This window comes from Nocardia coffeae, assembly GCF_019890715.1.
Classification (GTDB): Bacteria; Actinomycetota; Actinomycetes; order Mycobacteriales; family Mycobacteriaceae; genus Nocardia; species Nocardia jiangxiensis.
Genome location: NZ_JAINZY010000008.1, coordinates 322981 through 344753 on the forward strand (window position 1 = coordinate 322981; position 21773 = coordinate 344753).

The following is a 21773-nucleotide window of genomic DNA, read 5'->3' on the forward strand; positions in this document are numbered from 1 at the left end:
CCATAGGCGTGCGCGAAGCACATGTACTCACGCAGTGATCAGTTGACCGTTACCGATTCGGCAGGTCACGTCAGGATTCACGCGTCGTCTGCGACTATCCGGTCTAGACTGCTGCAGGTTAGCTGGTGAGATTCCCTGGAACTCTCGCAATCGGTACGAGCAACGGTTGGTCATGTGGTCGGGACCACGGGTGAGTCGATGAACGACGGAAGGACACTGCGGGCCTGGTGGCACGATCCGGTCGACTACCGCTGGCTGGTGCGTACCTTGGCGGCTCGATCGGCGCTGCGTCCGTTGAAGCTGCTGATCGGTGTCGCAGGCGCTGCGATCGCGGTGATGGGTGCGGTGATCGCGGGTACCCCGGTCGGTCCGCCTGGCGAGCCCGGCATTGCTTCGACGATCGGAGTGCTGTGCGGGGTGCTGTGGGCGCTGCGCTGGTGGCTGCTGCCCTGGCCGAGTAAGACCGAGTCGCTGGTGCTGATCGGCTGCGCCGATGTGCTGTTCACCATGGAGTTTCTGCAGGTGCCGGACCGGTTGTTCGGAGCCCTGGGTGCCGTGCTGCTCGTAGTCACTGGCAGTTACCTGGGCTTTTTTCACAGCGCGCGGGCGTTGGCGGCGCATTCGGCGTGGTCGTTGCTGTCGGTGGTCGTGTTCTCGTTGCGGATCGCCACCGGCGGCGGCGATGTCCGGTTGGCTGTTGCGGTCGGGCTGGTGCTGTTCGTGTCGGTGGTCACCGTGCTACCCGCGTTGCAGGTTCTCTACTGGCTGCTGCGGACCGAATCACTCTCGGACCCGTTGACGCACTTGCTGAACCGGCGTGGCCTGGAGATTCGGCTCCCGGTGTTGGTCGAGCGGTGTCCTGCGGTTTGTGTGATGTCCTTCGATCTCGACCGGTTCAAGAGTGTGAACGACACTTGGGGGCACCGTGTCGGCGATGCGGTTCTGGTGCGGACCGCGCGGCGCTTGTCCGACGCCGCGGGAGGCAGTGCGGTGGTGGCGCGTACAGGTGGGGAGGAGTTCGTGGTCGCCGCGCCGATCGCTGACGACGTTGCCCGTGCCGAGGCCGAACGCCTGCGTCACATGATTGCCGAACCGTCGGAGACCGCAGTGGAGGTCACTGCCAGTGTCGGTGTCGTCGTCTTCGATTCGACCATCTGTCCACAGTGCCCCCGGCCGAGCCCGGACCGGTTACTGCAATCTGCCGACGCCGCTATGTACCAGGCGAAACATTCTGGCGGAAATCTCGTTGTCGTCGACGAGCTCACCCCGCCGCGCGATCACCATCATCCGGTTTCCGATTGACATGGCCGCCGGCTCGGCCAGGCACGCTGCCGCGGGTGTCACAATGGGGATCAAACCTCCAGCGTCCGAGGAGCTACGGGCATGGGATGGTTCGACGCACCCGAATACTGGTTCGGTCGGCAGATACTCGAGCGTGGCACCGCGGCCGTCTACGTGCTCGCTTTCGTGGCAGCTGCCAGGCAATTCCGGGCGCTGATCGGCGCTCACGGGATGCTGCCGGTGCCGCGATTTCTGGCGGGGCGATCGTTCGGGCAGGCTCCGAGTGTCTTTCAGCTGCACTATTCGGACCGGTTCTTCGCCGCCCTGGCCTGGTTCGGGGCGGCACTGGCGGCGGCGGTCTGCGCAGGCCTCGCCGATCTGGTGCCGTTGGGGGCGGCGATGGTGATCTGGTTGGTGTTGTGGGTGCTGTATCTGTCGATCGTCAATGTCGGACAGGTGTGGTATGCGTTCGGTTGGGAGTCCCTGCTGCTGGAGACCGGTTTTCTGGCGATCTTCCTGGGCAACGACCGGGTGGCGCCGCCGGTGCTGGTGTTGTGGCTGGCGCGGTGGCTGCTGTTCCGGGTCGAGTTCGGTGCCGGACTGATCAAACTGCGCGGCGACCCGTGCTGGCGCGACCTGACGTGCCTGTGCTACCACCACGAGACCCAGCCGATGCCGGGGCCGTTGAGCTGGTTCTTCCATCACTTGCCCAAACCGTTGCATCGAGTCGAGGCGGCGGCCAATCACATCGCCCAGCTCGTCGTCCCGCTGGGACTGTTCGCTCCACAACCAGTCGCCGGTGTCGCCGGCGCGATCGTCGTGGTGACCCAACTCTGGCTGGTGTTGTCGGGCAATTTCGCCTGGCTGAACTGGCTGACCATCCTGCTGGCCGCCAGCACGATAACCGATTCCGCCGCAGCCACGGTGCTGCCGATCCCCCATTCACCAGCGCTACCGGCAGCGTCGCTGTGGTTCATGATCCTGGTCATCGCGTTCACCACGCTGACGGTAGCGCTGAGTTATCGGCCGACGCGCAATCTACTCTCACACCACCAGCGCATGAACGTGTCCTTCAACCCGTATCGCCTGGTGAATACATACGGGGCCTTCGGCCGTATCGGACGAACACGCCTCGAGGTCGTCATCGAGGGCACCGACGAGCGGCACATCACGGAACAGACGATCTGGAAGGAATACGAATTCAAAGGCAAGCCCGGCGATCCGCACCGGATGCCCAAACAATGGGCGCCTTACCATCTGCGTCTGGATTGGCTCATGTGGTTCGCCGCCCTCTCGCCGCACTCTCGGCCGCCGTGGCTCGGACCATTCGTGCTGCGGCTGTTGCAGAACGATCGGGCGACCCTGAGATTGGTCCGCCACAATCCGTTCCCCGAATCCCCGCCCCGCTTTCTGCGAGCACACCTCTACCGCTACCGCTTCACCACCCTCGGAGAGCTGCTGCGCGAGCGATCCTGGTGGCACCGCACCGTCGTGGACGAATACTTTCCGCCCGTAACCCTCGGGAATCTGCAATCCGCCCCCTGACCACGCACCACGGGCCCTCGGCCCAGGCTCCTCACCACCGTCACCCGGTCAACCCGAGGGCGCGGGCGGACCGCTCCCGCATCACGATCTTCCGAATCTTGCCGGTGACCGTCATCGGGAACTCGTCGACGACCATCACGTAGCGGGGAATCTTGTAGTGCGCCAGCTTGTCGGTCGCGAACGAGCGCACCGCCTCGGCGTCCAACGGATGCGCACCGGTGCGCATCTTGATCCAGGCGCAGAGCTCCTCGCCGTACTTCTTGTCGGGTACGCCGATCACCTGAACATCCTCGACGTCAGGGTGGGTGTACAGGAACTCCTCGATCTCCCGCGGATAGATGTTCTCTCCGCCGCGGATCACCATGTCCTTGATCCGGCCCACGATGTTGCAGTAGCCGTCCTCACGCATCACGGCCAGGTCGCCGGTATGCATCCAGCCGTCGGCATCGATCGCCTCCGCGGTCTTCTGTGGCTCGTCCCAGTAGCCGAGCATCACCGAGTAACCCCGGGTGCAGAACTCTCCGGCTTGTCCGCGCTCAGCGATCTCCCCGGTCAGAGTATCGATGATCTTGATTTCCAGGTGCGGATGCACCCGCCCGATGGTGGCTGTACGCCGGTCCAGGTCGTCATCGGCCCGGGTCTGGGTCGAGACCGGCGAAGTCTCGGTCATCCCGTAAGCGATCGACACCTCGGTCATGTGCATATCGCTGATGCAGCGCTTCATCACCTCGACCGGACACGGCGCCCCCGCCATGATTCCCGTGCGCAGAGACGTCAGATCGTACGAGGCGAAGTCCGGGTGGTTCTGCATCGCGATGAACATCGTCGGCACGCCGTAGACGCCGGTGCAACGCTCGTTCTGGATGGTCTCCAGGGTGATCGCCGGGTCGAAACCCGGTGACGGGATCACCATGGTCGTCCCGTGGCTGGTGCAGCCGAGGTTGCCCATCACCATGCCGAAGCAGTGGTAGAACGACACCGGAATACAGAGCCGGTCTTCCTCGGTGAAGTTGATCAGCTCGGTGGTCGAGTAGCCGTTGTTGAGAATGTTGCGATGGCTCAACGTCGCACCCTTGGGATTCCCGGTGGTGCCCGAGGTGTACTGAATGTTGATGGGGTCCAACGGGTCCAAGGCCGTCATCTTCTCGGCAACGGTGTCCCGCGGGAGGGGATCGCCGTGCGCGAGCAGGTCGGTCCAGTCATCGGTGTCGAGGTAGACGACCCGCTGCACAGTCGGGCAATTCGCACGTGTCTGTTCGATCATGCCGCGATAGTCGGAAGTCTTGAAGCTGGTGGCCGCTACGAGCAGCGACAATCCACTGTGGTTGACCGCGAAGCTGAACTCGTTGGCGCGGTACGCAGGGTTCACGTTCACCAGAATCGCGCCGATCTTGGCGGTGGCGTACTGGGTGAGAGTCCACTCCGCACAGTTCGGCGACCAGATTCCGACCCGGTCGCCCTTGGTGACACCGGCGGCCACCAGTCCACGCGCGGTCCGGTTGACATCAGCGTCGAACTCGGCCCAGGTCCATCGCCGGCCACTCGCGACCTCTACCAGAGCCTCACGATCGGGATACGCGGACACGGTACGTTCCAGATTCGCGCCGATTGTCTCGTGAAGAAGACCGGGATACTCCTCACCACGTACGTATGACTCCATGTTCCGTACGTATGACTCCATGTTCACTTGTCTCCAGTTCCGGGCCGGGTCGCCCCGCACCCCGACTTTCGTTGCCTCGGTACGTCATCGGCTCGATACACACGCCGATGGCCCTGGAACCTATCAGCGCGGGCCCTACTGTCGGACGCGTTCCGATCACTGGCTGGTGAAAAATTCGAACACGAAGTCGAGTCTCGCGATTCCGATGTCCGGAAAGACCTGCCGAGGGGTTCCCCAGCGGTGCCGCACCGAATCGGGCAGCCGTGGATTGCGGATCTACGGCCCCGCGACCGGGTCGAGACAGCTGGCCGGCGGGTCGACGAAAATGCACAGAGCCGGAGCACGGGTGGGGCGATAGCCGACCGGGACTCCACCCGCGGCGACGATCTGCGCATAGGCGCCCACAGCGTCGGTGGGGCGGCGGGTGAGCGACGGGTCGGTGCGTACATCGACCGTGTAGAGGCCGAATCTCGGTGTGTAGCTGCCCCATTCGTAGTTGTCGGTGAGGCTCCAGTAGTTGTACCCGATCAGGTTCATACCGGCGGCCTTCGCGCGCTGCAGCCAGTAGACGGTGTCACGCAGATGGTCGCTGCGGGTGTAGCCGTCGCCGCGGGGCCGGCCGTTCTCGGTGGGCATGCCGTTCTCCACAACGTACAGCGGCTTACCCGGAAAGCGGCGTGAATAATGCTGCAGCGCATAGTAGATCCCCTCGGCGCGCAGCGGCATCTCCCAGATGCGCGGACCCGGCAGGGTCGGCAGCGCCGAACCGGTGGCCCGCCCGATCGCCCCGTACAGCGACTGCGCCGGGTCGAAGCCGAAGTAGTAGTCCACGCCCATGTAGTCGAGCCGGGCGGCGATTCGGTCGACGAACGCACCGTTGACCTGGTCCTCCGCACCTGCGACATATCCGACGTTGGCGGTGACCTGAGCGCCGGGCTGCCTGCTGTGGATGTAGTCGTAGCCGGCGTTGTGCACATCGACGATCTCGTTCAGCATCCGGCCGGCGTCGGCGCCGCCCTCGCGGACCTCGTTTCCGATGTACGCAGCGGGCTCGTTCACGGTGACCCACAACGGATTCCGCGAGGAGTACCGATCGACGACGGCACGCATATGGGCCAGCCAGTCCCCGACCATTCCCGGATTGCGCCAGCCGCCCCGGCTCGCTTCCCAGCCCGGGTACACCCAGTGGTCCAGGGTGATCATCGGCCGCATGCCGGCCCGCACGATGCTGTCGACGACCGAATCGTAGAAACGAAAGGCGCGCTGGTCCCACACCCCGGGCGCGGGCTGCAGCCGGGCCCACTCGATCCCGATCCGGAAAACCCGCATCCCCATGTCCGCGGCCAGCCGGATGTCGGACTGGTAGCGATCGGCGAAGTCGACCGAATTCCCCAGTGGCTCCAATCCCCGATCCCGAGCGATATAACGCGTCCAATTACTGTCGGGCGCAAGACCTTCGGACTGGAATCCCGAACTGGCAACCCCCCAGAGGAATCCGGAACCCAGCGACGTGAGCGCGGCCGCCCGCGGCGGCCCCGCCAGGGCCGGAGTCCCGACCAGCGACACCGATGCAGCAGCAACGAACACCGCCGAGACAACCCGAAGAAGCCAGGATCGCATCAATTCAGGGTAACGAACGGATCCCTGCCCGCGCTGGCGATGGCACGAATTCCACTCCGCCCGAACGATGTTGCCGCGTGATGCGGATTCGTCATTGGATCGTGGCGGTCACGGCACACGGTACCTCCGGTTGGTCGCCGAGCCGCCGACGACTTCGCCTCACGCCGAGGCGTGGCGCAACGTCGCCAGCAGGGAAGACAGCTGTCGCAGTTGACCGGCGGACAGTGCGCCCAGGATTTCTTTTTCCAGGTCGCGCGCGACGATTCGGGCCTCGGCCAGCGTTCGCCTCCCGGCTTCGGCCAGATGCACCGACCGTTTGCGGCCATCGGCGGCATCGGACCGGCGCTCGATGAGGCCGCGCTCCTGCATACGCGCGAGCATCTCGGTCAGCGTGGCCTTCGTCGTCGCGCTCGCCTCACCGAGCGCCTTCTGGTCGAGTCCATCGTGCGCGTCGAGCGCCTCGAGCACCGCGTACTGCGGCTTGGTCAGTTGCGGCATCCGTTCGTGCCACCGGGCACCGTGGTCTTGCAGGATCACTCGCATCAGGTGAAACGGTGTGTCGTCGAACACGCGACCTCCCCATTGTGGTTCGTATACGAACAGACTAGCCTGAGGACAAATAGTTCGTATACGAACAATGGAGGATCTGATGCGTCTCATAGTCGGAATGTCCGGAGCAACGGGTGCACCACTGGGCGTGGCGCTACTGAAGACGCTGCGGGACATGCCGGATGTGGAGACGCATCTGGTGCTCTCCCGCTGGGCGCGCACCACCATCGAACTCGAGACCCCCTACTCCGTCGGCGAGGTGCGCGCACTCGCCGACGTGGTCCACGGATCCGGTGACCAGGCCGCCTCGATCAGTTCCGGCTCGTTCCGCACCGACGCAATGGTCATCATCCCGTGCAGCATGAAGACCCTGGCGGGCATTCGCGCCGGTTACTCCGACAGCCTCGTCGGCCGCGCTGCGGACGTCGTGCTCAAGGAACACCGTCGGCTCGTGCTGGTACCGCGAGAAACACCCCTCAGCGCCATTCACCTGCAGAACATGACCGCACTGGCCGAACTGGGCGTGCGCATCGTTCCGCCCATGCCGGCGTTCTACAACCACCCGGGCACCGTCGAGGACATCGTCGATCACATCGTCGCGCGAGTCCTCGACCAGGTCGATCTGCCCCATCCGCGCGCCCGCCGCTGGGCGGGGATCCATGCTCCCGGCACCGAATTCCCCTCTGCCGCAGTCCATCAGCCCGAATACGCAACCGATTGGAAAGCCGATGCAATTCGATGATCTCAGGTCGTTCCTCGTCGCACTGGACGCAGGCGGTCAACTGCTCCGGATCTCCGACGAAGTGCAAGCAGAGCCGGACCTGGCCGCCGCCGCGAACGCCGCGGGCCGGATCGGCGACACCGCACCCGGCCTCTACTTCGACGACATCGCCGGATTCACCAACGCCAAGGTCGCGCTGAACACGCTCGGCTCCTGGCCCAACCACGCGATCGCACTCGGCATGGACCCGGCCACGTCCACCAGAGCCCAGGTCGCCGAATTCATCCGCCGCTGGGACGCGTTCCCGGTCGAGCCGGAACGCCGCGAGGACGCACCGTGGCGAGCGAACACCGTCCAGGGCGATGACATCAACATCTTCGATCTCCTGCCGCTGTTCCGGCTCAACGACGGCGACGGAGGCTTCTACCTCGACAAGGCCGCGGTCGTGTCCCGTGACCCGGACGAGCGCGACAGCTTCGACAAGCAGAACGTCGGCATCTACCGCATGCAGGTCAAAGGCCCCCGGCACCTCGCGATCCAGCCGGTTCCGGTGCACGACATCGCAATTCACCTGCACGCGGCAGAGGAACGCGGCGAGGATCTTCCGATCGCCATCACCCTCGGCAACGACCCCATCATCACGTTGATGGCTTCGACACCACTGCGATACGACCAATCCGAATACGAAATGGCCGGTGCCATACGGCAATCGCCGTACCCCATCGCCACCGCGCCGTTGACCGGATTCGATGTCCCCTGGGGATCCGAGGTCGTCATCGAGGGAGTCATCGAGAGCCGACGCCGGGAACTCGAAGGCCCCTTCGGCGAATTCACCGGACACTACTCCGGCGGGCACAGCATGCCCGTGATCCGGATCGACCGAATCTCCTACCGCAGCGACCCGATCTTCGAATCGCTGTACCTCGGCATGCCCTGGACCGAAGTCGACTATCTGATCGGACCCGCCACCTGCGTCCCGCTCTACAAGCAGCTCACCGCGGAATTCCCCGAGGTACAGGCGGTCAACGCCATGTACACGCACGGGCTCCTGGCCATCATCTCCACCCGCAAGCGGTATGGCGGCTTCGCCAAGGCAGTCGGCATGCGGGCGATGACGACGCCACACGGGCTCGGCTACGTCAAGATGGTCATCCTCGTGGACGAGGATGTCGACCCGTTCAACCTGCCGCAGGTCATGTGGGCACTGTCGACCAAGGTCAACGCCGCCGGCGATGTCGTCCGGTTACCCAACCTGTCCGTCGTCGCACTCGACCCCAGCTCCGCACCATCGGGCATCACCGACAAGCTCATCATCGATGCCACCACTCCGGTCACACCGGACGACCGCGGCCACTTCAGCCAACCCGTCCGCGACCTGCCCGAAACCGCAGCCTGGATCGACCGCCTCACCACCATGATCGGAGCACAACGATGACCACCCCCGCACAATCGCTCTGCCCGCGCTGCGCCTCGAATACGATCCGCACCATCGCCACCAGTCCCGTCCCGGGGATCTGGGAAGTCCGCCAATGCCAGCCCTGCGGATTCACCTGGCGCACCACCGAACCCGCACGACGCACCGACCGCGAGCATTACCCGCGGGCGTTCACACTCACCGAAGCCGACCTACACGCCGCCCCCGCGGTGCCGCCCGTCCCTCCGCTGGTCTCGCGGTGAGCACCCCGAAGCCGACACTCATGTGGGAAGCCGCCGCGACCCCGGGCCGGCACGCACAGTTGCTCGCCTGGGTTCGCACAACCGCCGCCGAAGAACTCGGCGACACCACCGACATTCGCCTCTACAGCTCCCCCGACGATCGCGTCGTCCTCATCGCCACCTCGAAAAACCATCTGCGACCGCGAATCCGGTCCGAACCGACCGGGCTGACCCGCCGCCCGCCGCACCAGTGGATGTTCCACGAGGTCAGCCGGGACATGGATACGAACCATGTCCCCTGATCGCGCGGCAGTCCCACGGTGGTCCGCATCGCTCACAGCGAGATCTGCGTCGGCGTCCAGATCCAGGCCGTGCCGTGACCTATTCGTGACATTCTGGTGAGCGGCTGGTTGTAGGCGGGTAGCGTCCGGAGGTGCGACAGCCCCGGCGGCATCGACGGCGCCGGGTCTGTTGTCCAACTTGGTTACCTCCCAAGGACAGGGAGGCGGGTCTACCGCGGCGGCCTGCACTCGGGTAAGAGCCGACAGGTCGTGACGCGAGCACGTCGTCGCGGCATGGCAGCGCTCGTCGCCCGCTTTTCAGGTAGCGGTATAGGTAGTCTCACCGATGTGGGTTCGTTGCCTCCGGCGCAGGGTGGTTGTCGTACAGGAAAGCAGACCTACTGAGAACCGAATCACCATGACAACTGCTCTATTGCCTCTCGCCTACGGCTACATCCGCGATGATCTACTCGATGGCCGCTCCCCCGGTACCAGTGAAGACAAACTGCGTGACACCGCCCGCTCCCTCGGCTACGAACTGGGAACGGTATTCCACGAGCCCGAACCGCAGAATGCGACATTGCCTCCCGCATTCGCCGACCTGGTCCAAGAATGCCGACGCGCCGCAGCACACACAGTGATCACCGTGCAGGGGCACATGTCACACATGCCCGTATGCCGGATGGTGCTGTTATCGATCCTCGACGTGCGAGCCGACGCCACAGTCCACGAAGTCTCGGTGTAAAACCGCGCCGACCACGCGTCGATATCCTGTGCATATCGTGGGGAGGCCGACCATGGACGATGCTCTGCGAATACCGCATCTGAGAGCCACCGCAGACTTGGAACTCCGCCCGTGGTCGTTGTCCGCGGCGGACCTCGAGCTTGTCATGGAAGCCGCTGCCGACGACCTGATTCCGATAACCACGGTGCCGGCGAGCTTCTCGCGCGAGGACGCAGCGCGATTTGTCGAACGCCAATGGCAACGAGCGACCGATCGAATCGGATACCCGATGGTGATCGTCCGGCGACGGGACAACACCCCATTGGGAAGTATCGGCCTGTGGTTGAAGGACATCGACGAAGGCCGCGCATCGCTCGGCTACTGGGTGGTCCGCTCCGCCCGCGGCCACGGCGTCGCCGCGCATGCTCTGGCGGCAATGGCCATCTGGGCGCTGGAAGAGCTGCATATCCCGCGGCTCCAGCTGTATGTGGAACCTTGGAACCGCGCTTCGATCCGCACTGCGGAGAGAGCCGGTTTCGAATGCGAAGGGCTCCTGCGATCGTGGCAGAAGGTCGGCAATCGACGGCGCGACATGTTCATGTACGCGCGCCTGGCAACGGGAACCCTCGCCGAGGCGGATCGGGTTTAGTTAAAATTGGGCGAGACTACCCCCTCTCTATGAGAGGACCGTCCGATGGGTTTTGCAGAGATGCGCCGGTTCCGGCGTGATCCGTTGGGTTTCCTCGAGAATCTGCGCCGGACCAGCCCGGCAGAGGTATTCGAGCTGCCGTGGGGCGGGTGGTGTGTCGGCGATACGGGTCTGGCGCTGACAGTGTTGAGTGACCGCGCTTTCAATGCGGGGAAGTCCGGGTTCTTCGGCTCTATGCTGCCTTCGCGGTCTGCTCAGGTCGATTTCGGCCGCGCGGCACGCGCGATTCTGCGGACGCACAGGCCCGAGTATCGCGAGTCCCTGGCGGCGGCGGTGATCGAAATGCCGTCGGTCACCCACTGGCCCGCAGCGGGGGTCGAGCTGGTGTATCGGTGCACCGCGGATGTGTTGCTGCACCCAGATGGTTCTCCCGAGCTGCGGCAGTTACTGGAGCGAAACGCACGCGTGGGCGCGCTTCGCCCGGCCCGAATGGCGCAGCGGGCGCGGGCGCAGCTGCTGCGCGCCAAACTGTCCACCGCGCTGAACGAGCAGATCCGCGACCGGCGCGGCGCCACCGGCCGCACTGCGGAAGCCGAACCACGGGATCTGCTCGATGCCGTGATCGGCGCCTGTCCCGACGACGTCGCCGATACAACGGTGGCGCAGCTGTATGTGCTGATGTTCCGGTCCATCGTGGGACCGCTGGGCTACTCGCTCGCGTGGTCGGTGCTGCTGGGCAGTCTCCACTCTCCCGGCGCACCATGGCCTTGGCCCGTCGACCGGGTGGTACGTGAGGCGCTGCGGCACCGGCCGGTCTCCTGGATGGTCAGCCGTCCGGTCCCCCATCCCGCCGAGTTCGGGGGGATCGCCTTCCAGACCGGCGACCTGCTGTCGGTCAGCCCCTATCTGCTCCACCACGACAACGAACACTGGACCAGACCAGGGGCATTCCAACCCGACCGCTGGATTCGACCGAGCGAACACGGCCCATTCGTGCCCTTCAGTTCCGGCCCCTTCACCTGCGCAGGCGCCGCGGTCGCCCACGATCTGGTCACCGATGCGGCCACCACCCTCACCGAGAACACCTCTCTGCGCGTCATCGGCGGCGGTGATACCCGCCCGATCGTGACCAATGCCGCGACCCCCAGACCGTTCACCCTGCGGCGTACCCCACATGCCCTGTCCGCGCCCGACCGAGCCCCAGGAAGGAGGTGACATCATGATCAAGGCATTGCGGTTCATTCTCACCAACAAGCCGACCCGTTCCTGGAACCCCGCGGAATACGGATGATTCGGCTAGCGGCTGGATGGCTCCACCAACGCCACCAGCTCTCGGCCATCGGTGGCGCCCCCGATGACATCGCGTTTTCACCGGGGTCTCAGGATGAATGAAACTTCCTGAGATCCCAACCTGTTCGGCGGGGATTCGGGGACACCATCGTGGCGGGACGAGCAGTCAGCGAAGGGACCTGGTCCACCAGGGCTGCGCGCGCACGAGACGCGCAGTTTCGCCGTGGTGATGCGGATCAGCGAGCGAGTTGGTCGAGCCAGTCGCGTAGGAGTGTGGTCTCGGCCGGACGGAGCGGGAGGGTGCCGGGTGCCGCGGTGGTGATGGCGGCGTCGAGGGACAGGGCGCGCGCTGCGAGGCTGCGGTCCTCGGCGGGGGCGGGGTCGGTGATCAGGGAGTCGATGAGGGTGTCTCGCATCCTCGGGGAGATCTTCATGTCACGTTGCTGGGTTGGGGTTCCGATCAGCGAGAGGGTGACTCCGGTGACCGCCGCCAGGCAGAGCTGAGCGGCGACGGAGGGCAGGACGCGCAGATGTCCGGCCGCAGCGGTGCGGTCGAGGAACTTCATCAGCAGGCTGCCGGCTCGTTCGGCGGCGGGGGGACGGCACTCGGGGCGGTTGGTGCCGTACATCAGCAGGTAGAGGGCGGGGTGGTGCAGTCCGAAGTCGACGTGGGTGTCCCAGCCGCGGCGCATGTCGGCAATCGGGTCGTCGGTATGGGCCAGGGCCTGCTTATCGGCGAGGTAGAGGTCGAAGCCGTGGATGGCCAGGGCTTCCAGGAGGCCGTCTTTGTCGCGGAAGTGCTGGTAGAGGGAGGCGGCGCGGATACCCGCGGCCGAGGCGACCGAGCGGGTCGAGACCGCGTGGGCACCGTGTGCCTCCAGAATTTCAGCCGCTACCTCGATGATCTGCCGCCGGGCCAGAGTCTTCGCGTCATCCACCGTTGCAATGCTACGCCATTATGCGTATCACTGATACGAACCAGTGATACGCATAAGTTCGTAGCGGTGATACGGCAAGGGAGAAGTCAGTGAACCGAGTCGGATACGGTGCCATGCAGCTCGCCGGACCCAACGTGTGGGGGCCGCCCGCGGACCCCGAGGCGGCGCGAGGGGTGCTGCGCCTGGCAGTCGAGTTGGGAGTGACGTTCTTCGACACCGCGAATGCCTACGGTCCGCGCACGGTCAACCGGCTGATCGGGGAAGCGTTGCACCCCTTCCCGGAGGGCGTGATCGTCGGCAACAAAGTCGGCGCGGGCCGCGGCCCGGACGGATCGTGGCTGATCACCGACCGCCCCGACACCATCCGTCGACAGGTCCACGAGGCGTTGGCGGACTTCGGGGCGGTGACCAGTGAGCTGACATATCTGCGGCTCGGTGGCGATGGGACAGCGCCGCCGAGCGAGGTGCCGCTGGAGGATTCACTCGGCGTGCTGGTAGAGCTGCGCGAGCAAGGTCTCATCCGCCGGATCGGCCTGTCCGGCGCGTCACCGCAGATGCTGGCACGCGCGCAGCAGATGGCACCGATCGCGGCCGTGCAGAACCGTTTCAACCTGCTCGACCGCAGCGGCGTGCAGGTCCTGGCCGACTGCGAGGAGCACGAGATCATGTTCATCCCGTACTTCCCGCTGGCCTCGGGGCGGCTCACCGCCTACGCCGAGCTGACCGGCCCGGCGCAGCGCTTGGGCGCCACACCCGCCCAGGTCGCGCTGGCCTGGCTGCTGCGCCGCTCACCCGCCATCGTGGTCATCCCCGGGACCAAGAATCCAGATCACCTGCGCGCCAACGTCGCCGCTGCCGACCTCGCGGCCGAACTGACCGACACAGAGGTGGCCCACCTGACCAACCTCGTCGACGAATCGAAAGCCGTCCTCGACCAGCCACACCAATCCACACTCGACGCGCACACATCGGCCCTGGAGAGCCACCGCCGACCGGCATCGTGACCCGACCGCACGGCAACGCCCAGCAAACATCACCAGCGGTCGGCAACCAGCCACCGATGTCCAGGGCATACGGCACCGGCCGGCCCCTGGGCCACCGCGTGGCCCCGCTGCCCGGTGCGGCGATCGATACCTGGTGCCGCAATTTGAGGCAAACGCCTCATGCGGCCACGGAGGCGGCGGACCGATGATCAGGGCATGACACAGCGAGTTCAGGAATCACCGAGATCACCGGTCATGACCGAATTGGCGTTCGAACCACCACCCGCCGAGCGATTCGGTACGCGCACTTCAGATCACGTACCTGCAGTGCCCGGCGGCGGGCGGGTCGATGCAGTCGAGGTCAGCCGGCGTGTCGGGGCGCGGCAGATTCTCCAGGAGCTGTCGTTGTCGGTCGAACCAGGCGAATTGGTCGCCATTGCCGGCGGCAGTGGAGCAGGAAAGAGCACGTTGCTCGAGATCCTCGCGGGACTGCGACCACCATCTGCCGGGGAGGTTCGGCACGACGGCGTGGTTCTCGGGGCCCGAATCAGCGCCGATTCCCGTATCGGCTACGTGCCCCAGGAGGACATCATCCACCTCGAGATGCCCCTGCGCCGCACGCTGCGCTACGCGGCACGGCTGCGGCTGCCCGCAGGCACGTCGGCGACAGAGGCGGACCGGGTAGTCGAAGAGACCATGCACGACCTCGACCTGACTGATCGGGCCGAGGTGCCGGTCCGTGCGCTCTCCGGCGGCCAGCGCAAGCGGACCAGCATCGCCGTGGAACTGCTGACCCGGCCACACCTTTTCTTCCTCGACGAACCCACCTCCGGGCTCGATCCGTCGACCGCAGCCGACGTGATGCGCCTGCTGCGCCGACTCAGCCAGCGTGGGGTCACAGTCGTTCTCACGACGCATGAGCCGGCCGGCATCGACCGGTGTGACCGGGTGGTATTCCTGGCGAGCGACGGCCACCTGGCCTTCACCGGCAGCCCGACCGAGGCTCGGCGCTACTTCGGCGTGGAGGATCTCGCCGAGGTGTATGACCGGCTGGCCCGCGAGCACACCCCTCAGATCTGGGCGGAGCGATTCGCGGACAGCCGTGGGAAGTCGAAAGCCCGGCCCGGCCCGGCTCGACTGCCCATCCCCACCACCCGTTCGGACGTCAAGCGCACGGGCACGGTCCGGCAATGGTGGCTACTGACACGCCGCAATGTCGATGTTCTCCTGCGCAACCGGTTGACCCTGGCGGTTCTGCTCGGCTCACCGGTGCTGGTCACTGCGATGATGGCGACGTTGTTCAAGCGCGGCGCGTTCGATCCGCGTAGCGAAGCCGACCTCGGCCCGGTCCAGATCGTGTTCTGGATCGCATTCGCAGGCTTCTTCTTCGGCCTGACCTATGGCCTGCTCCAGATCGTCGGGGAGATGGCCGTCTTCCGGCGGGAGCGGCTGGCTGGGCTCAGCGTGGGCGCCTACGTGGCATCCAAGGTGACAGCGCTGCTTCCGGTGCTGGCTGGAGTGAGCGCGGTGCTCCTCGGTGTGCTGCGGGCGCTCGGTCGGCTCCCCGCCGTTGGATGGGGCGTGGCCGGTTTCCTGTTTGTGACGATTGTGATCGAGGCGACCTCGGCATTGGCCCTCGGATTGCTCGCCTCGGCCGCGGTCTCCAACGCCGCGCAGGCCGCCCTCGCCCTGCCGATGCTCTGCTTCCCTCAGGTTCTGTTCGGTGGCGCCATAGTCCCCGTTGACGAGATGGCCCTCCCGGGACGCCTGATGAGTCTCGGCCTGTCCAATCGCCACGCATTCGAAGCACTGGGGCACGACCTGGATCTCGACCGGTACACCGCCACGCTGCCGACCATGTCCGCCTACGGCGATACCTTCCACGGAAGCATCGGCGCCAGTCTCATCGCACTCGCCTCGTTTGCCGTTGGCCTCATGCTGGTCACAGTATGGGTCTTGGACCGGCGGTCCCGGCCCGGCGCATCCCGGCGATGAAGCACCACGCAGTCGGTCCCGCCAGATGTCGGCGGGCGGCGGATGTTTCAATTTCCCACGGCCGCGGTGACCGGGAAGCCCGCCAGACCCCGATCGATCGCTGCGAGACTGGCCTGCGTGCGGTTGTTGACGCCAAGTTTGGCGTAGACACGTTCGATGTGGTTGCGTGCCGTTTTCTCTGCGATGAACAGTTCGGCGGCGATTTCTCGGTTCGACCGGCCCTGCGCGACGAGTCGGAGGACCTCGACCTCCCGGCCGGTCAGCCCAGCGGGCCAGGGGGTCCGCCGCGATATCCGCGGGCCGGCCACCGCAAGCACGGCCGCCGCCGACTCGGCGTCGAAGCGCCCGGCGCGCGCCTCCTTTCGCAACTGATCAGCAGCGCCGCGAGGCTCGAGCGGCGGCCGGCGGGGACGCGGCTCGAGCAGTCGCTGATAAGCCTCCGCCGCGCCGAGCAGCCGATCCTGCGCAGTCAACTCCGCGCCGGCGATCCCCCGGGGAAAGCCGGACCCGTCGATCCGTTCCCGGTGCTTCATCGCGACAGGCACCACCGACTCCAAGCCCTTGACTCGGCTCAGTATCCGGCCGGTCAGATCCGGATACATCCGAACCCGTTCCCATTCAGCCGTGGTGAGCGGCCCCTTCTTCTCCCAGATCTGGTTGGGCACTCCCATTTTGCCGAGGCCGTGCACCAGGCCCGCACGGTAGAGATGCGTGATCTCCGACGGCGACATGCCCAGGCACCGGGCTGCCCCGGCCACCAGATTCGCGACGCCACGCGAATGCCCCAGGGTGAACGGAGATTTGAGATCGACGAAATCAGCCATGGCCTCGAGTAACTCGTCGCTCTCCTCGGCCGTCAGGGTTCGGTCACGATCCGGTGCCTGGGCCAACGCACTGGTCCAGACATCGATTTCGAGCAACCCGTCCACGATCGCCGCCGCGTCACGATCGAACACCGCCACCACAGCTGGGCTGAACTGACTCCCGCGCCGAGAACGGAGAACATCCTTCGCGTGCTCGAGCCCACCCGTCCGCAGGTGCACCTCGACGACGTCTGCGACGTGAGCGATGTGGATCTCGACCGGGATGTCCTCTCCGCGAGAGCCGTTGGGCAGCCCCCGGCCGTCCCAGCGTTCGAAGGCGTAGGCCAGCGCCTTTCCGACCTGCGCGTCCAAGCCCATCCGATCGGAGAGAACCCCGGCGGAACTGCAATGCGACTGGATCAGTGTGGCGACCTGGCTGCGAGCCGTGACCAGAAAGGCAGTGGCACGGACGCGGCGTTCCCAGCCTGGCAATCCGCGTCCGACATGGCTCATCATCAGCCGCAGAAACGGCAGGCCGGTCATGTCCACCGCGTAGGTGTCGGCCCGGAAGGCGATGTCGTCGCCGAAGAGCGCCGAGAGTTCGTGAGAGTCGGCGTGACAACCGATCCACCCGACCAGATTGGCGTAGTACACGGTCGCTCGCTGTCGCGGATCGAGCCCCATCCGCTCAGCGATCCGTGTCGCGATCAAGGACGACCGAAGCATGTGTTCCATCGGCTGACCCAAACCGAGGTCGATCGCAAGCGATGTCGCGGCCAGCAGTTCGGCTCTGCTCAGCCCCTTCCCCGAGCTGGACAGCGTCCCGTGCGGGTGCATCTTCCCATTGTCCACCCGAACATCGGCATTTTAATGCGCACATGTTGGTGCCGAGGTAAGCGACGGCATCGACGAGCGGGCGGAGTCACCGCGCTTGCGCCCTGTATGAACTGCCAGGTCCAAATCATCGAGAGGGTCTGCGACGCCTCGATGGTGCTTGTTCGCGCGAATGGTCGTCAGCCTGTCGGGGTGGATGTGCTCGAGGTGGTGCCGGTGAACGGTGGGACGTCCTGCCGGCAGACCGTGCCGGGTGGGGGCAGCGTGCCACGGATGACGTAGTCGCTCTCGTAGGCTTTCGCGCAACTACTCGGGTTGAACAGCGTGGTGTGCCCGTATCCAGCGACGGTGAGCAGCCTGGCGTTGTGCAGTTGGGCGGTCGTGGCCAGAGCGCTCTGGTACGGGGTGGCGGGATCGTAGGTGGCGTTGACGGTGAGGATCGGTGTCGCGGACCGGCCCCACGGGCCGGTGTAGCGATGGGCGGCCGTGGCCGGCCAGGTGGAGCACCCCTCGGTCGCCCACACCCAGAAGGGCCCGACCGTCCCGGCACGAGCGGTACTGAACTTCGCCAGGGCGCCGTAGCTGCCCGGATCGCGCGGGTTGGGACTCTCGCCGCAGATGATCGCCAAGAGCTGCTCGATGCCCGTGTACTTCTGCTGCGGGGCCGAGCCTTCCCGGGAGGAGTCACTCGGCGCTGTCGAGGACGGGTCCGCCAGGCGATTCTCGCCCCGGTCGGGCATCTGCGGCGTCTCGCCCAGCCACAGCTGCTGCAGCAGCTCGGCCAGCGTCGTCCAGTTCGCCGGAGAACCGGCGGTGGCATGGACGGTATACAGAGAAGCGCGCACGATGCTGGCGGTGGCGGCGTAGGTGAACCCGCCCTGCGGGTGGATGAGCAGGCGGTGCAGCAGTGCGTCGTACTTCGCTCGGGTCGCCACCGCGCCGCCGGCCGAGAACGGGCAGCGGATCGAGCCTGCTTGGCTGCACAGGTCCAAGAACTGTTCCAGCGTCTTGGCCGTTCCCAGGTCGGAAGTCTGCCGTAGGAAGGTCGGCGACGGCTTCTGGTCGTACCACGCAGACGGATCGATATTGCCGTCCAACACTATCGCCCGGACCCGGTCGGGGAAGAGGTTGGCGTAGGTGGCGCCGAGCAGCGTTCCGTAGGAGACCCCGAGGAAGGTCAGCTGCTTCTCGCCGAGGACTCTGCGCAGCAGATCCATGTCGTACGCCGAGTCGGTGGTGGAGACGAACCGCAACAAGGCCGGGTCACGCCGCTCGCAGCGCCGGCCGAGCTCGGCGTACTGGTCGATCCACCGCCGCTCCTGCTCGTGACCGACCGGAAACCCTGCAGGCAACTGCGCGAACCAGGCGTCGTACTCCGCCTTGTCGTCGAAGCACTGGACGGAGGTCGATTCACCGGCCCCGCGCGGATCCCAGCTGACGATGTCGAACCGTTCCTGAATCCGGAGCGGGAAGAGTGGATAGGCGATCGGAAGGCTTGTGGTGCCCGCTCCCGCCGGCCCGCCCGGGTTGAACAGCAGGCTGCCGATCCGATGCGCGGGGTCGGTTGCCCGGTGGCGGATGACCGCCAGCTCGATCGTGCGCCCGCCGGGATGCTGGTAGTCCAATGGTGCCGGCACAGTGGCGCATTCGAAACCCGGCCGGCCGGGGCACGGGGTCCAGACCGGGACAGGCGTTCCCCCAGGCGCCACATCCGACGGCTGAGCCGTGGCGGGCGCGGCGCCGCAGGCCACAGCCGCGGCCACCATCATGAATGCCATCATGCATCGAGTGAAACGAGCGCGGTTCGTCACAGATCCTCGCTATCGTCACGGTGAAAATGCGTGGCTGTCTTACAAGGAACCCGCCGAACCGTAGCCGATCACGCGACAAATGCCTGGTTAGGTCGATTCATCGGCGTGGTGGACAAAGACTTTCACCGATCCACGGTTCTGCGCGGCGATCGTGGACCGGCTGGCTTTCTTTGTTCGCCGGTATGAACGAACGATCCTGACGAAAGGCTGGTGGTGCTCCCCGCGCACGTCGGGTCAGCGCAGCGACCAGGGCGCCGCAGCTCGCTCCTGGGCCCACCGCAGCGGATTGCATTCGAGCATGGTTCGGTCCCAATGGCCGAGTTCGGCTGCTGCCTCATATGTTTCGCGCAGGAACGCGGTCACCAGCGCGTTCGGATCGTCTGCGGCGCGCACCCTTTCATAGGGTAGGACGAATTCACCCAGATCGGCGTCGTAGGCTGCACCGGGAACACGCAGCCTACGTTCACGGTAGCCGTCGGGTTCGGGATAGGAGTAGGCGTAGAACGCGCCTTCCTCACCGCCGCCGGGCCAGAATCCGCAGCTGCTGAGCTCGTGGGAATAGCCCTCCACCATCACCCAATCAGCACAGTGCGGTGCACCGCCGCCGTGTTCGGGCGCACTCCGTCCCGAGAAACGGGTACACGCCAGATCCATTGCACCCCAATAGAAATGCACCGGACTGGATTTACCGCTGAAGCCGGAGCGGAATTCGTTGAGCAGGCGGTTGGCGTGCACGAGCTGCCTCCAGAACGTCTGCGCGGACTGTGGATCGTAGGAGGTGTGCCGGGTGTCCTCGGCGAACGGAATCGACGGGTCGACTTCATTGGGGCGTCCCTGGATCCGGGTCACGAGCCCCAGTTCGTCCAGGGCTCGCATGGTTTCGGTGTAGAACTGCGCCACCGATTTCGGTGCGAGCGCCACGCTGCGGGTATCGCCGTTGTCGGCCCGGATCACCAATTGCTGTGCAAAGAAATCGAATTCGATATCGAAGAGCCGATCGGCGTAGGGGATCGCCGAGGTCGTGAGCCCACGCGGGCTCACATAGAGGGTGACCTGCCACCAGTGATTCAGCAAAGGAGCGTGCGCGAGCCGGATCTTGCCCACCACCTGCGTCCACATGTGCAAGGTTTCGCGCGTATCGGCCCATTCCGCCACCCGCAGCTGCGGCCACTCGCTGGTGGAATTCGTCTTCGGCATATCAGTAACTCCCTTCGTCCTCGGTGTCGATTCAGGTCCGGACTCAGTGGAACGTCAAGGCCTCAGCGGGTGAAGGTTCGTCGCGTCCAGTCACGAAACGAGGTCCACTCGATCTCGGGGTTCGTGCGATGCAGGGCATCGATATCCACGCGATAACCACCGCTGTCGAGGAATGTCCACATGGCGTGCATGTCCGCATTGCCGATCGCGGCGAGTGGAGTCTGCCGATGGATGACGGGCCGCCCCAATGCATCGCCGATCGCCGCAGCCATCTCGGCCGGTGTGACGGAATCGCCGGCCAGCTCGATGCGTTCGCCGAGATACTTGCGCGGCTCGGCCAGAACGTGAGCAACGAACTGCCCCAGATCTTCTCGCGCCAGCTGCTGCAGTGGCCGATCGGCCGGCAAGGGCAGCTCCAGCACGCCATCGAGCAGTTCTTGCCGGCCGCCGAGAGCATTGTCGAAGAAGTACGTCGGAGCGACAACGGTCGCCGGAAGTCCGCTGGCGCTCAACTCCTGCTCGATCACCGCCTTGCTCTCGAAATGCGGAATCGTGGTCATCTGATCCGCCGAGGCCACCGAACTGAACACCAGATGCGCCACCCCCGCATCCCCCGCCGCACCAATGATCGCCCGTCCCTGTCGGACCTCCGCATCCACGCCCGCTTCGAACGGCGTGGTCACAGCGAACACGCCCGCGACGCTCGCCATCGCCGCCGCCAGCGCGGCCCGGTCGTCCAGCGATCCGCCCACGAGTTCCACACCTCGCTCGCCGAGTCGTTGTGCGCGTGGACTTCGGGTATCACGCACCATTGCCCGCACCGCCGCCCCGCGAAACAGCAATGCATCGGCAACAGCCCCACCTTGCCCGCCCGTGGCACCAAGCACCAGGTAGACGGCATTTGTCATGGCACTCCAATCCGAACAGTGGGTCAGAAATACGACAGAGCCTACGACACGGCAAACCCGGATCGACACGCTTGCCCGATCCATCGGCGGCGCCAACGGCTCCCCTCCCTGCCACGTTCCCGAGTCCGGACAATGCCGATCACGGAACCCGCACTCGTGGCCGCGGTGATGGCCTTGTCGCCGGCACTTTCGCGGCCCTGATCCCAGGGGCGTATCAGCCGACTGCTGTCGGACCGTCTGGCGGCTGTTCGGCTGGGGGCGAATTCCGTTGGCGTGCAAGGGGGTCGAGGATGGTCCCGCCGACCGGGGTGGCCGGTCGGCGGGTACA

19 protein-coding genes are annotated in these 21773 nt (G+C 65.7%); 11 read left to right on the forward strand and 8 right to left on the reverse strand.

Going from position 1 to position 21773, the window contains the following annotated elements; all coding sequences use genetic code 11:
• Positions 1-198 precede the first annotated feature (198 nt).
• Both K7711_RS27950 and K7711_RS27955 read left to right on the forward strand, forming a co-directional pair.
• Positions 199-1302, forward strand: a complete 1104-nt coding sequence (locus K7711_RS27950; protein WP_222972428.1) for a GGDEF domain-containing protein — start codon at positions 199-201, stop codon at positions 1300-1302.
• Between the two features lie 81 nt (positions 1303-1383).
• Positions 1384-2826 (forward strand): lipase maturation factor family protein, encoded by a 1443-nt coding sequence (locus tag K7711_RS27955; RefSeq protein ID WP_222972429.1) that lies wholly within the window; start codon positions 1384-1386, stop codon positions 2824-2826.
• A gap of 40 nt (positions 2827-2866) precedes the next feature.
• Here K7711_RS27955 and K7711_RS27960 read toward each other — a convergent pair whose 3' ends face one another.
• The 3 genes from K7711_RS27960 to K7711_RS27970 all read right to left on the reverse strand — a co-directional run bounded on the left by K7711_RS27960 (position 2867) and on the right by K7711_RS27970 (position 6676).
• Complete coding sequence (locus K7711_RS27960; protein ID WP_222972430.1) at positions 2867-4486, reverse strand: AMP-binding protein; 1620 nt, start codon at positions 4484-4486, stop codon at positions 2867-2869.
• Positions 4487-4762: 276 nt separating this feature from the next.
• A complete protein-coding gene (locus K7711_RS27965; RefSeq protein WP_222972431.1) occupies positions 4763-6106 on the reverse strand; it encodes a family 1 glycosylhydrolase in 1344 nt (447 codons plus the stop codon).
• A gap of 159 nt (positions 6107-6265) precedes the next feature.
• Positions 6266-6676, reverse strand: a complete 411-nt coding sequence (locus tag K7711_RS27970) for a MarR family winged helix-turn-helix transcriptional regulator (RefSeq protein ID WP_222972432.1) — start codon at positions 6674-6676, stop codon at positions 6266-6268.
• Between the two features lie 67 nt (positions 6677-6743).
• Between K7711_RS27970 and K7711_RS27975 the strand changes: the two genes are divergently transcribed.
• The 7 genes from K7711_RS27975 (at position 6744) to K7711_RS28005 (ending at position 11901) form a co-directional block, all read left to right on the forward strand.
• Positions 6744-7397, forward strand: a complete 654-nt coding sequence (locus tag K7711_RS27975) for a non-oxidative hydroxyarylic acid decarboxylases subunit B (protein WP_504740734.1) — start codon at positions 6744-6746, stop codon at positions 7395-7397.
• Positions 7384-8811: a non-oxidative hydroxyarylic acid decarboxylases subunit C gene (locus tag K7711_RS27980; RefSeq protein ID WP_222972434.1), complete on the forward strand. Its 1428-nt coding sequence runs from the start codon at positions 7384-7386 to the stop codon at positions 8809-8811. Before K7711_RS27975 ends, K7711_RS27980 begins: the two co-directional genes overlap by 14 nt.
• Complete coding sequence (locus K7711_RS27985) at positions 8808-9053, forward strand: non-oxidative hydroxyarylic acid decarboxylases subunit D (RefSeq protein WP_222972435.1); 246 nt, start codon at positions 8808-8810, stop codon at positions 9051-9053. The genes K7711_RS27980 and K7711_RS27985 overlap by 4 nt, the downstream gene beginning before the upstream one ends.
• Positions 9050-9334 (forward strand): hypothetical protein, encoded by a 285-nt coding sequence (locus tag K7711_RS27990; protein WP_222972436.1) that lies wholly within the window; start codon positions 9050-9052, stop codon positions 9332-9334. The genes K7711_RS27985 and K7711_RS27990 overlap by 4 nt, the downstream gene beginning before the upstream one ends.
• A gap of 397 nt (positions 9335-9731) precedes the next feature.
• The gene (locus K7711_RS27995) at positions 9732-10058 is read left to right on the forward strand and encodes a hypothetical protein (RefSeq protein WP_222972437.1); all 327 of its coding nucleotides are present in this window, start codon (positions 9732-9734) and stop codon (positions 10056-10058) included.
• Between the two features lie 52 nt (positions 10059-10110).
• Complete coding sequence (locus K7711_RS28000) at positions 10111-10686, forward strand: GNAT family N-acetyltransferase (RefSeq protein ID WP_222972438.1); 576 nt, start codon at positions 10111-10113, stop codon at positions 10684-10686.
• Positions 10687-10731: 45 nt separating this feature from the next.
• Positions 10732-11901: a cytochrome P450 gene (locus K7711_RS28005; RefSeq protein WP_222972439.1), complete on the forward strand. Its 1170-nt coding sequence runs from the start codon at positions 10732-10734 to the stop codon at positions 11899-11901.
• Between the two features lie 311 nt (positions 11902-12212).
• Here the strand turns inward: K7711_RS28005 and K7711_RS28010 are convergent, their stop codons facing one another.
• Positions 12213-12914 (reverse strand): TetR/AcrR family transcriptional regulator, encoded by a 702-nt coding sequence (locus K7711_RS28010; RefSeq protein WP_222972440.1) that lies wholly within the window; start codon positions 12912-12914, stop codon positions 12213-12215.
• A gap of 89 nt (positions 12915-13003) precedes the next feature.
• Between K7711_RS28010 and K7711_RS28015 the strand changes: the two genes are divergently transcribed.
• Positions 13004-13918 (forward strand): aldo/keto reductase, encoded by a 915-nt coding sequence (locus K7711_RS28015; protein ID WP_308014979.1) that lies wholly within the window; start codon positions 13004-13006, stop codon positions 13916-13918.
• Between the two features lie 159 nt (positions 13919-14077).
• Positions 14078-15892 (forward strand): ABC transporter ATP-binding protein/permease, encoded by a 1815-nt coding sequence (locus K7711_RS28020; RefSeq protein WP_222972441.1) that lies wholly within the window; start codon positions 14078-14080, stop codon positions 15890-15892.
• A 47-nt stretch (positions 15893-15939) separates the two neighbouring features.
• Here the strand turns inward: K7711_RS28020 and K7711_RS28025 are convergent, their stop codons facing one another.
• From K7711_RS28025 to K7711_RS28040, 4 genes are all read right to left on the reverse strand, one after another.
• On the reverse strand, positions 15940-17532 hold the full coding sequence (locus K7711_RS28025; protein WP_222972442.1) for an HD domain-containing phosphohydrolase: 1593 nt from the start codon (positions 17530-17532) through the stop codon (positions 15940-15942).
• A 176-nt stretch (positions 17533-17708) separates the two neighbouring features.
• On the reverse strand, positions 17709-19166 hold the full coding sequence (locus K7711_RS28030) for an alpha/beta hydrolase (RefSeq protein ID WP_222972443.1): 1458 nt from the start codon (positions 19164-19166) through the stop codon (positions 17709-17711).
• 408 nt (positions 19167-19574) lie between these two features.
• Positions 19575-20537: a DUF5996 family protein gene (locus K7711_RS28035; protein ID WP_222972444.1), complete on the reverse strand. Its 963-nt coding sequence runs from the start codon at positions 20535-20537 to the stop codon at positions 19575-19577.
• A gap of 62 nt (positions 20538-20599) precedes the next feature.
• A complete protein-coding gene (locus K7711_RS28040; RefSeq protein WP_308014980.1) occupies positions 20600-21541 on the reverse strand; it encodes an NmrA/HSCARG family protein in 942 nt (313 codons plus the stop codon).
• Between the last annotated feature and the right edge of the window lie 232 nt (positions 21542-21773).

What these genes read in the sequence shown, in the direction of transcription:
- K7711_RS27960 (WP_222972430.1), bottom strand. Translation starts at nt 4,486, where the DNA reads ATGGAGTCATACGTACGTGGTGAGGAGTATCCCGGTCTTCTTCACGAG.
- K7711_RS28000 (WP_222972438.1), top strand. Translation starts at nt 10,111, where the DNA reads ATGGACGATGCTCTGCGAATACCGCATCTGAGAGCCACCGCAGACTTG.
- K7711_RS28005 (WP_222972439.1), top strand. Translation starts at nt 10,732, where the DNA reads ATGGGTTTTGCAGAGATGCGCCGGTTCCGGCGTGATCCGTTGGGTTTC.
- K7711_RS28035 (WP_222972444.1), bottom strand. Translation starts at nt 20,537, where the DNA reads ATGCCGAAGACGAATTCCACCAGCGAGTGGCCGCAGCTGCGGGTGGCG.
- K7711_RS27965 (WP_222972431.1), bottom strand. Translation starts at nt 6,106, where the DNA reads ATGCGATCCTGGCTTCTTCGGGTTGTCTCGGCGGTGTTCGTTGCTGCT.
- K7711_RS27975 (WP_504740734.1), top strand. Translation starts at nt 6,744, where the DNA reads ATGGAGGATCTGATGCGTCTCATAGTCGGAATGTCCGGAGCAACGGGT.
- K7711_RS27995 (WP_222972437.1), top strand. Translation starts at nt 9,732, where the DNA reads ATGACAACTGCTCTATTGCCTCTCGCCTACGGCTACATCCGCGATGAT.
- K7711_RS27950 (WP_222972428.1), top strand. Translation starts at nt 199, where the DNA reads ATGAACGACGGAAGGACACTGCGGGCCTGGTGGCACGATCCGGTCGAC.
- K7711_RS27985 (WP_222972435.1), top strand. Translation starts at nt 8,808, where the DNA reads ATGACCACCCCCGCACAATCGCTCTGCCCGCGCTGCGCCTCGAATACG.
- K7711_RS27955 (WP_222972429.1), top strand. Translation starts at nt 1,384, where the DNA reads ATGGGATGGTTCGACGCACCCGAATACTGGTTCGGTCGGCAGATACTC.
- K7711_RS28025 (WP_222972442.1), bottom strand. Translation starts at nt 17,532, where the DNA reads ATGCACCCGCACGGGACGCTGTCCAGCTCGGGGAAGGGGCTGAGCAGA.
- K7711_RS28020 (WP_222972441.1), top strand. Translation starts at nt 14,078, where the DNA reads ATGCGGCCACGGAGGCGGCGGACCGATGATCAGGGCATGACACAGCGA.
- K7711_RS27980 (WP_222972434.1), top strand. Translation starts at nt 7,384, where the DNA reads ATGCAATTCGATGATCTCAGGTCGTTCCTCGTCGCACTGGACGCAGGC.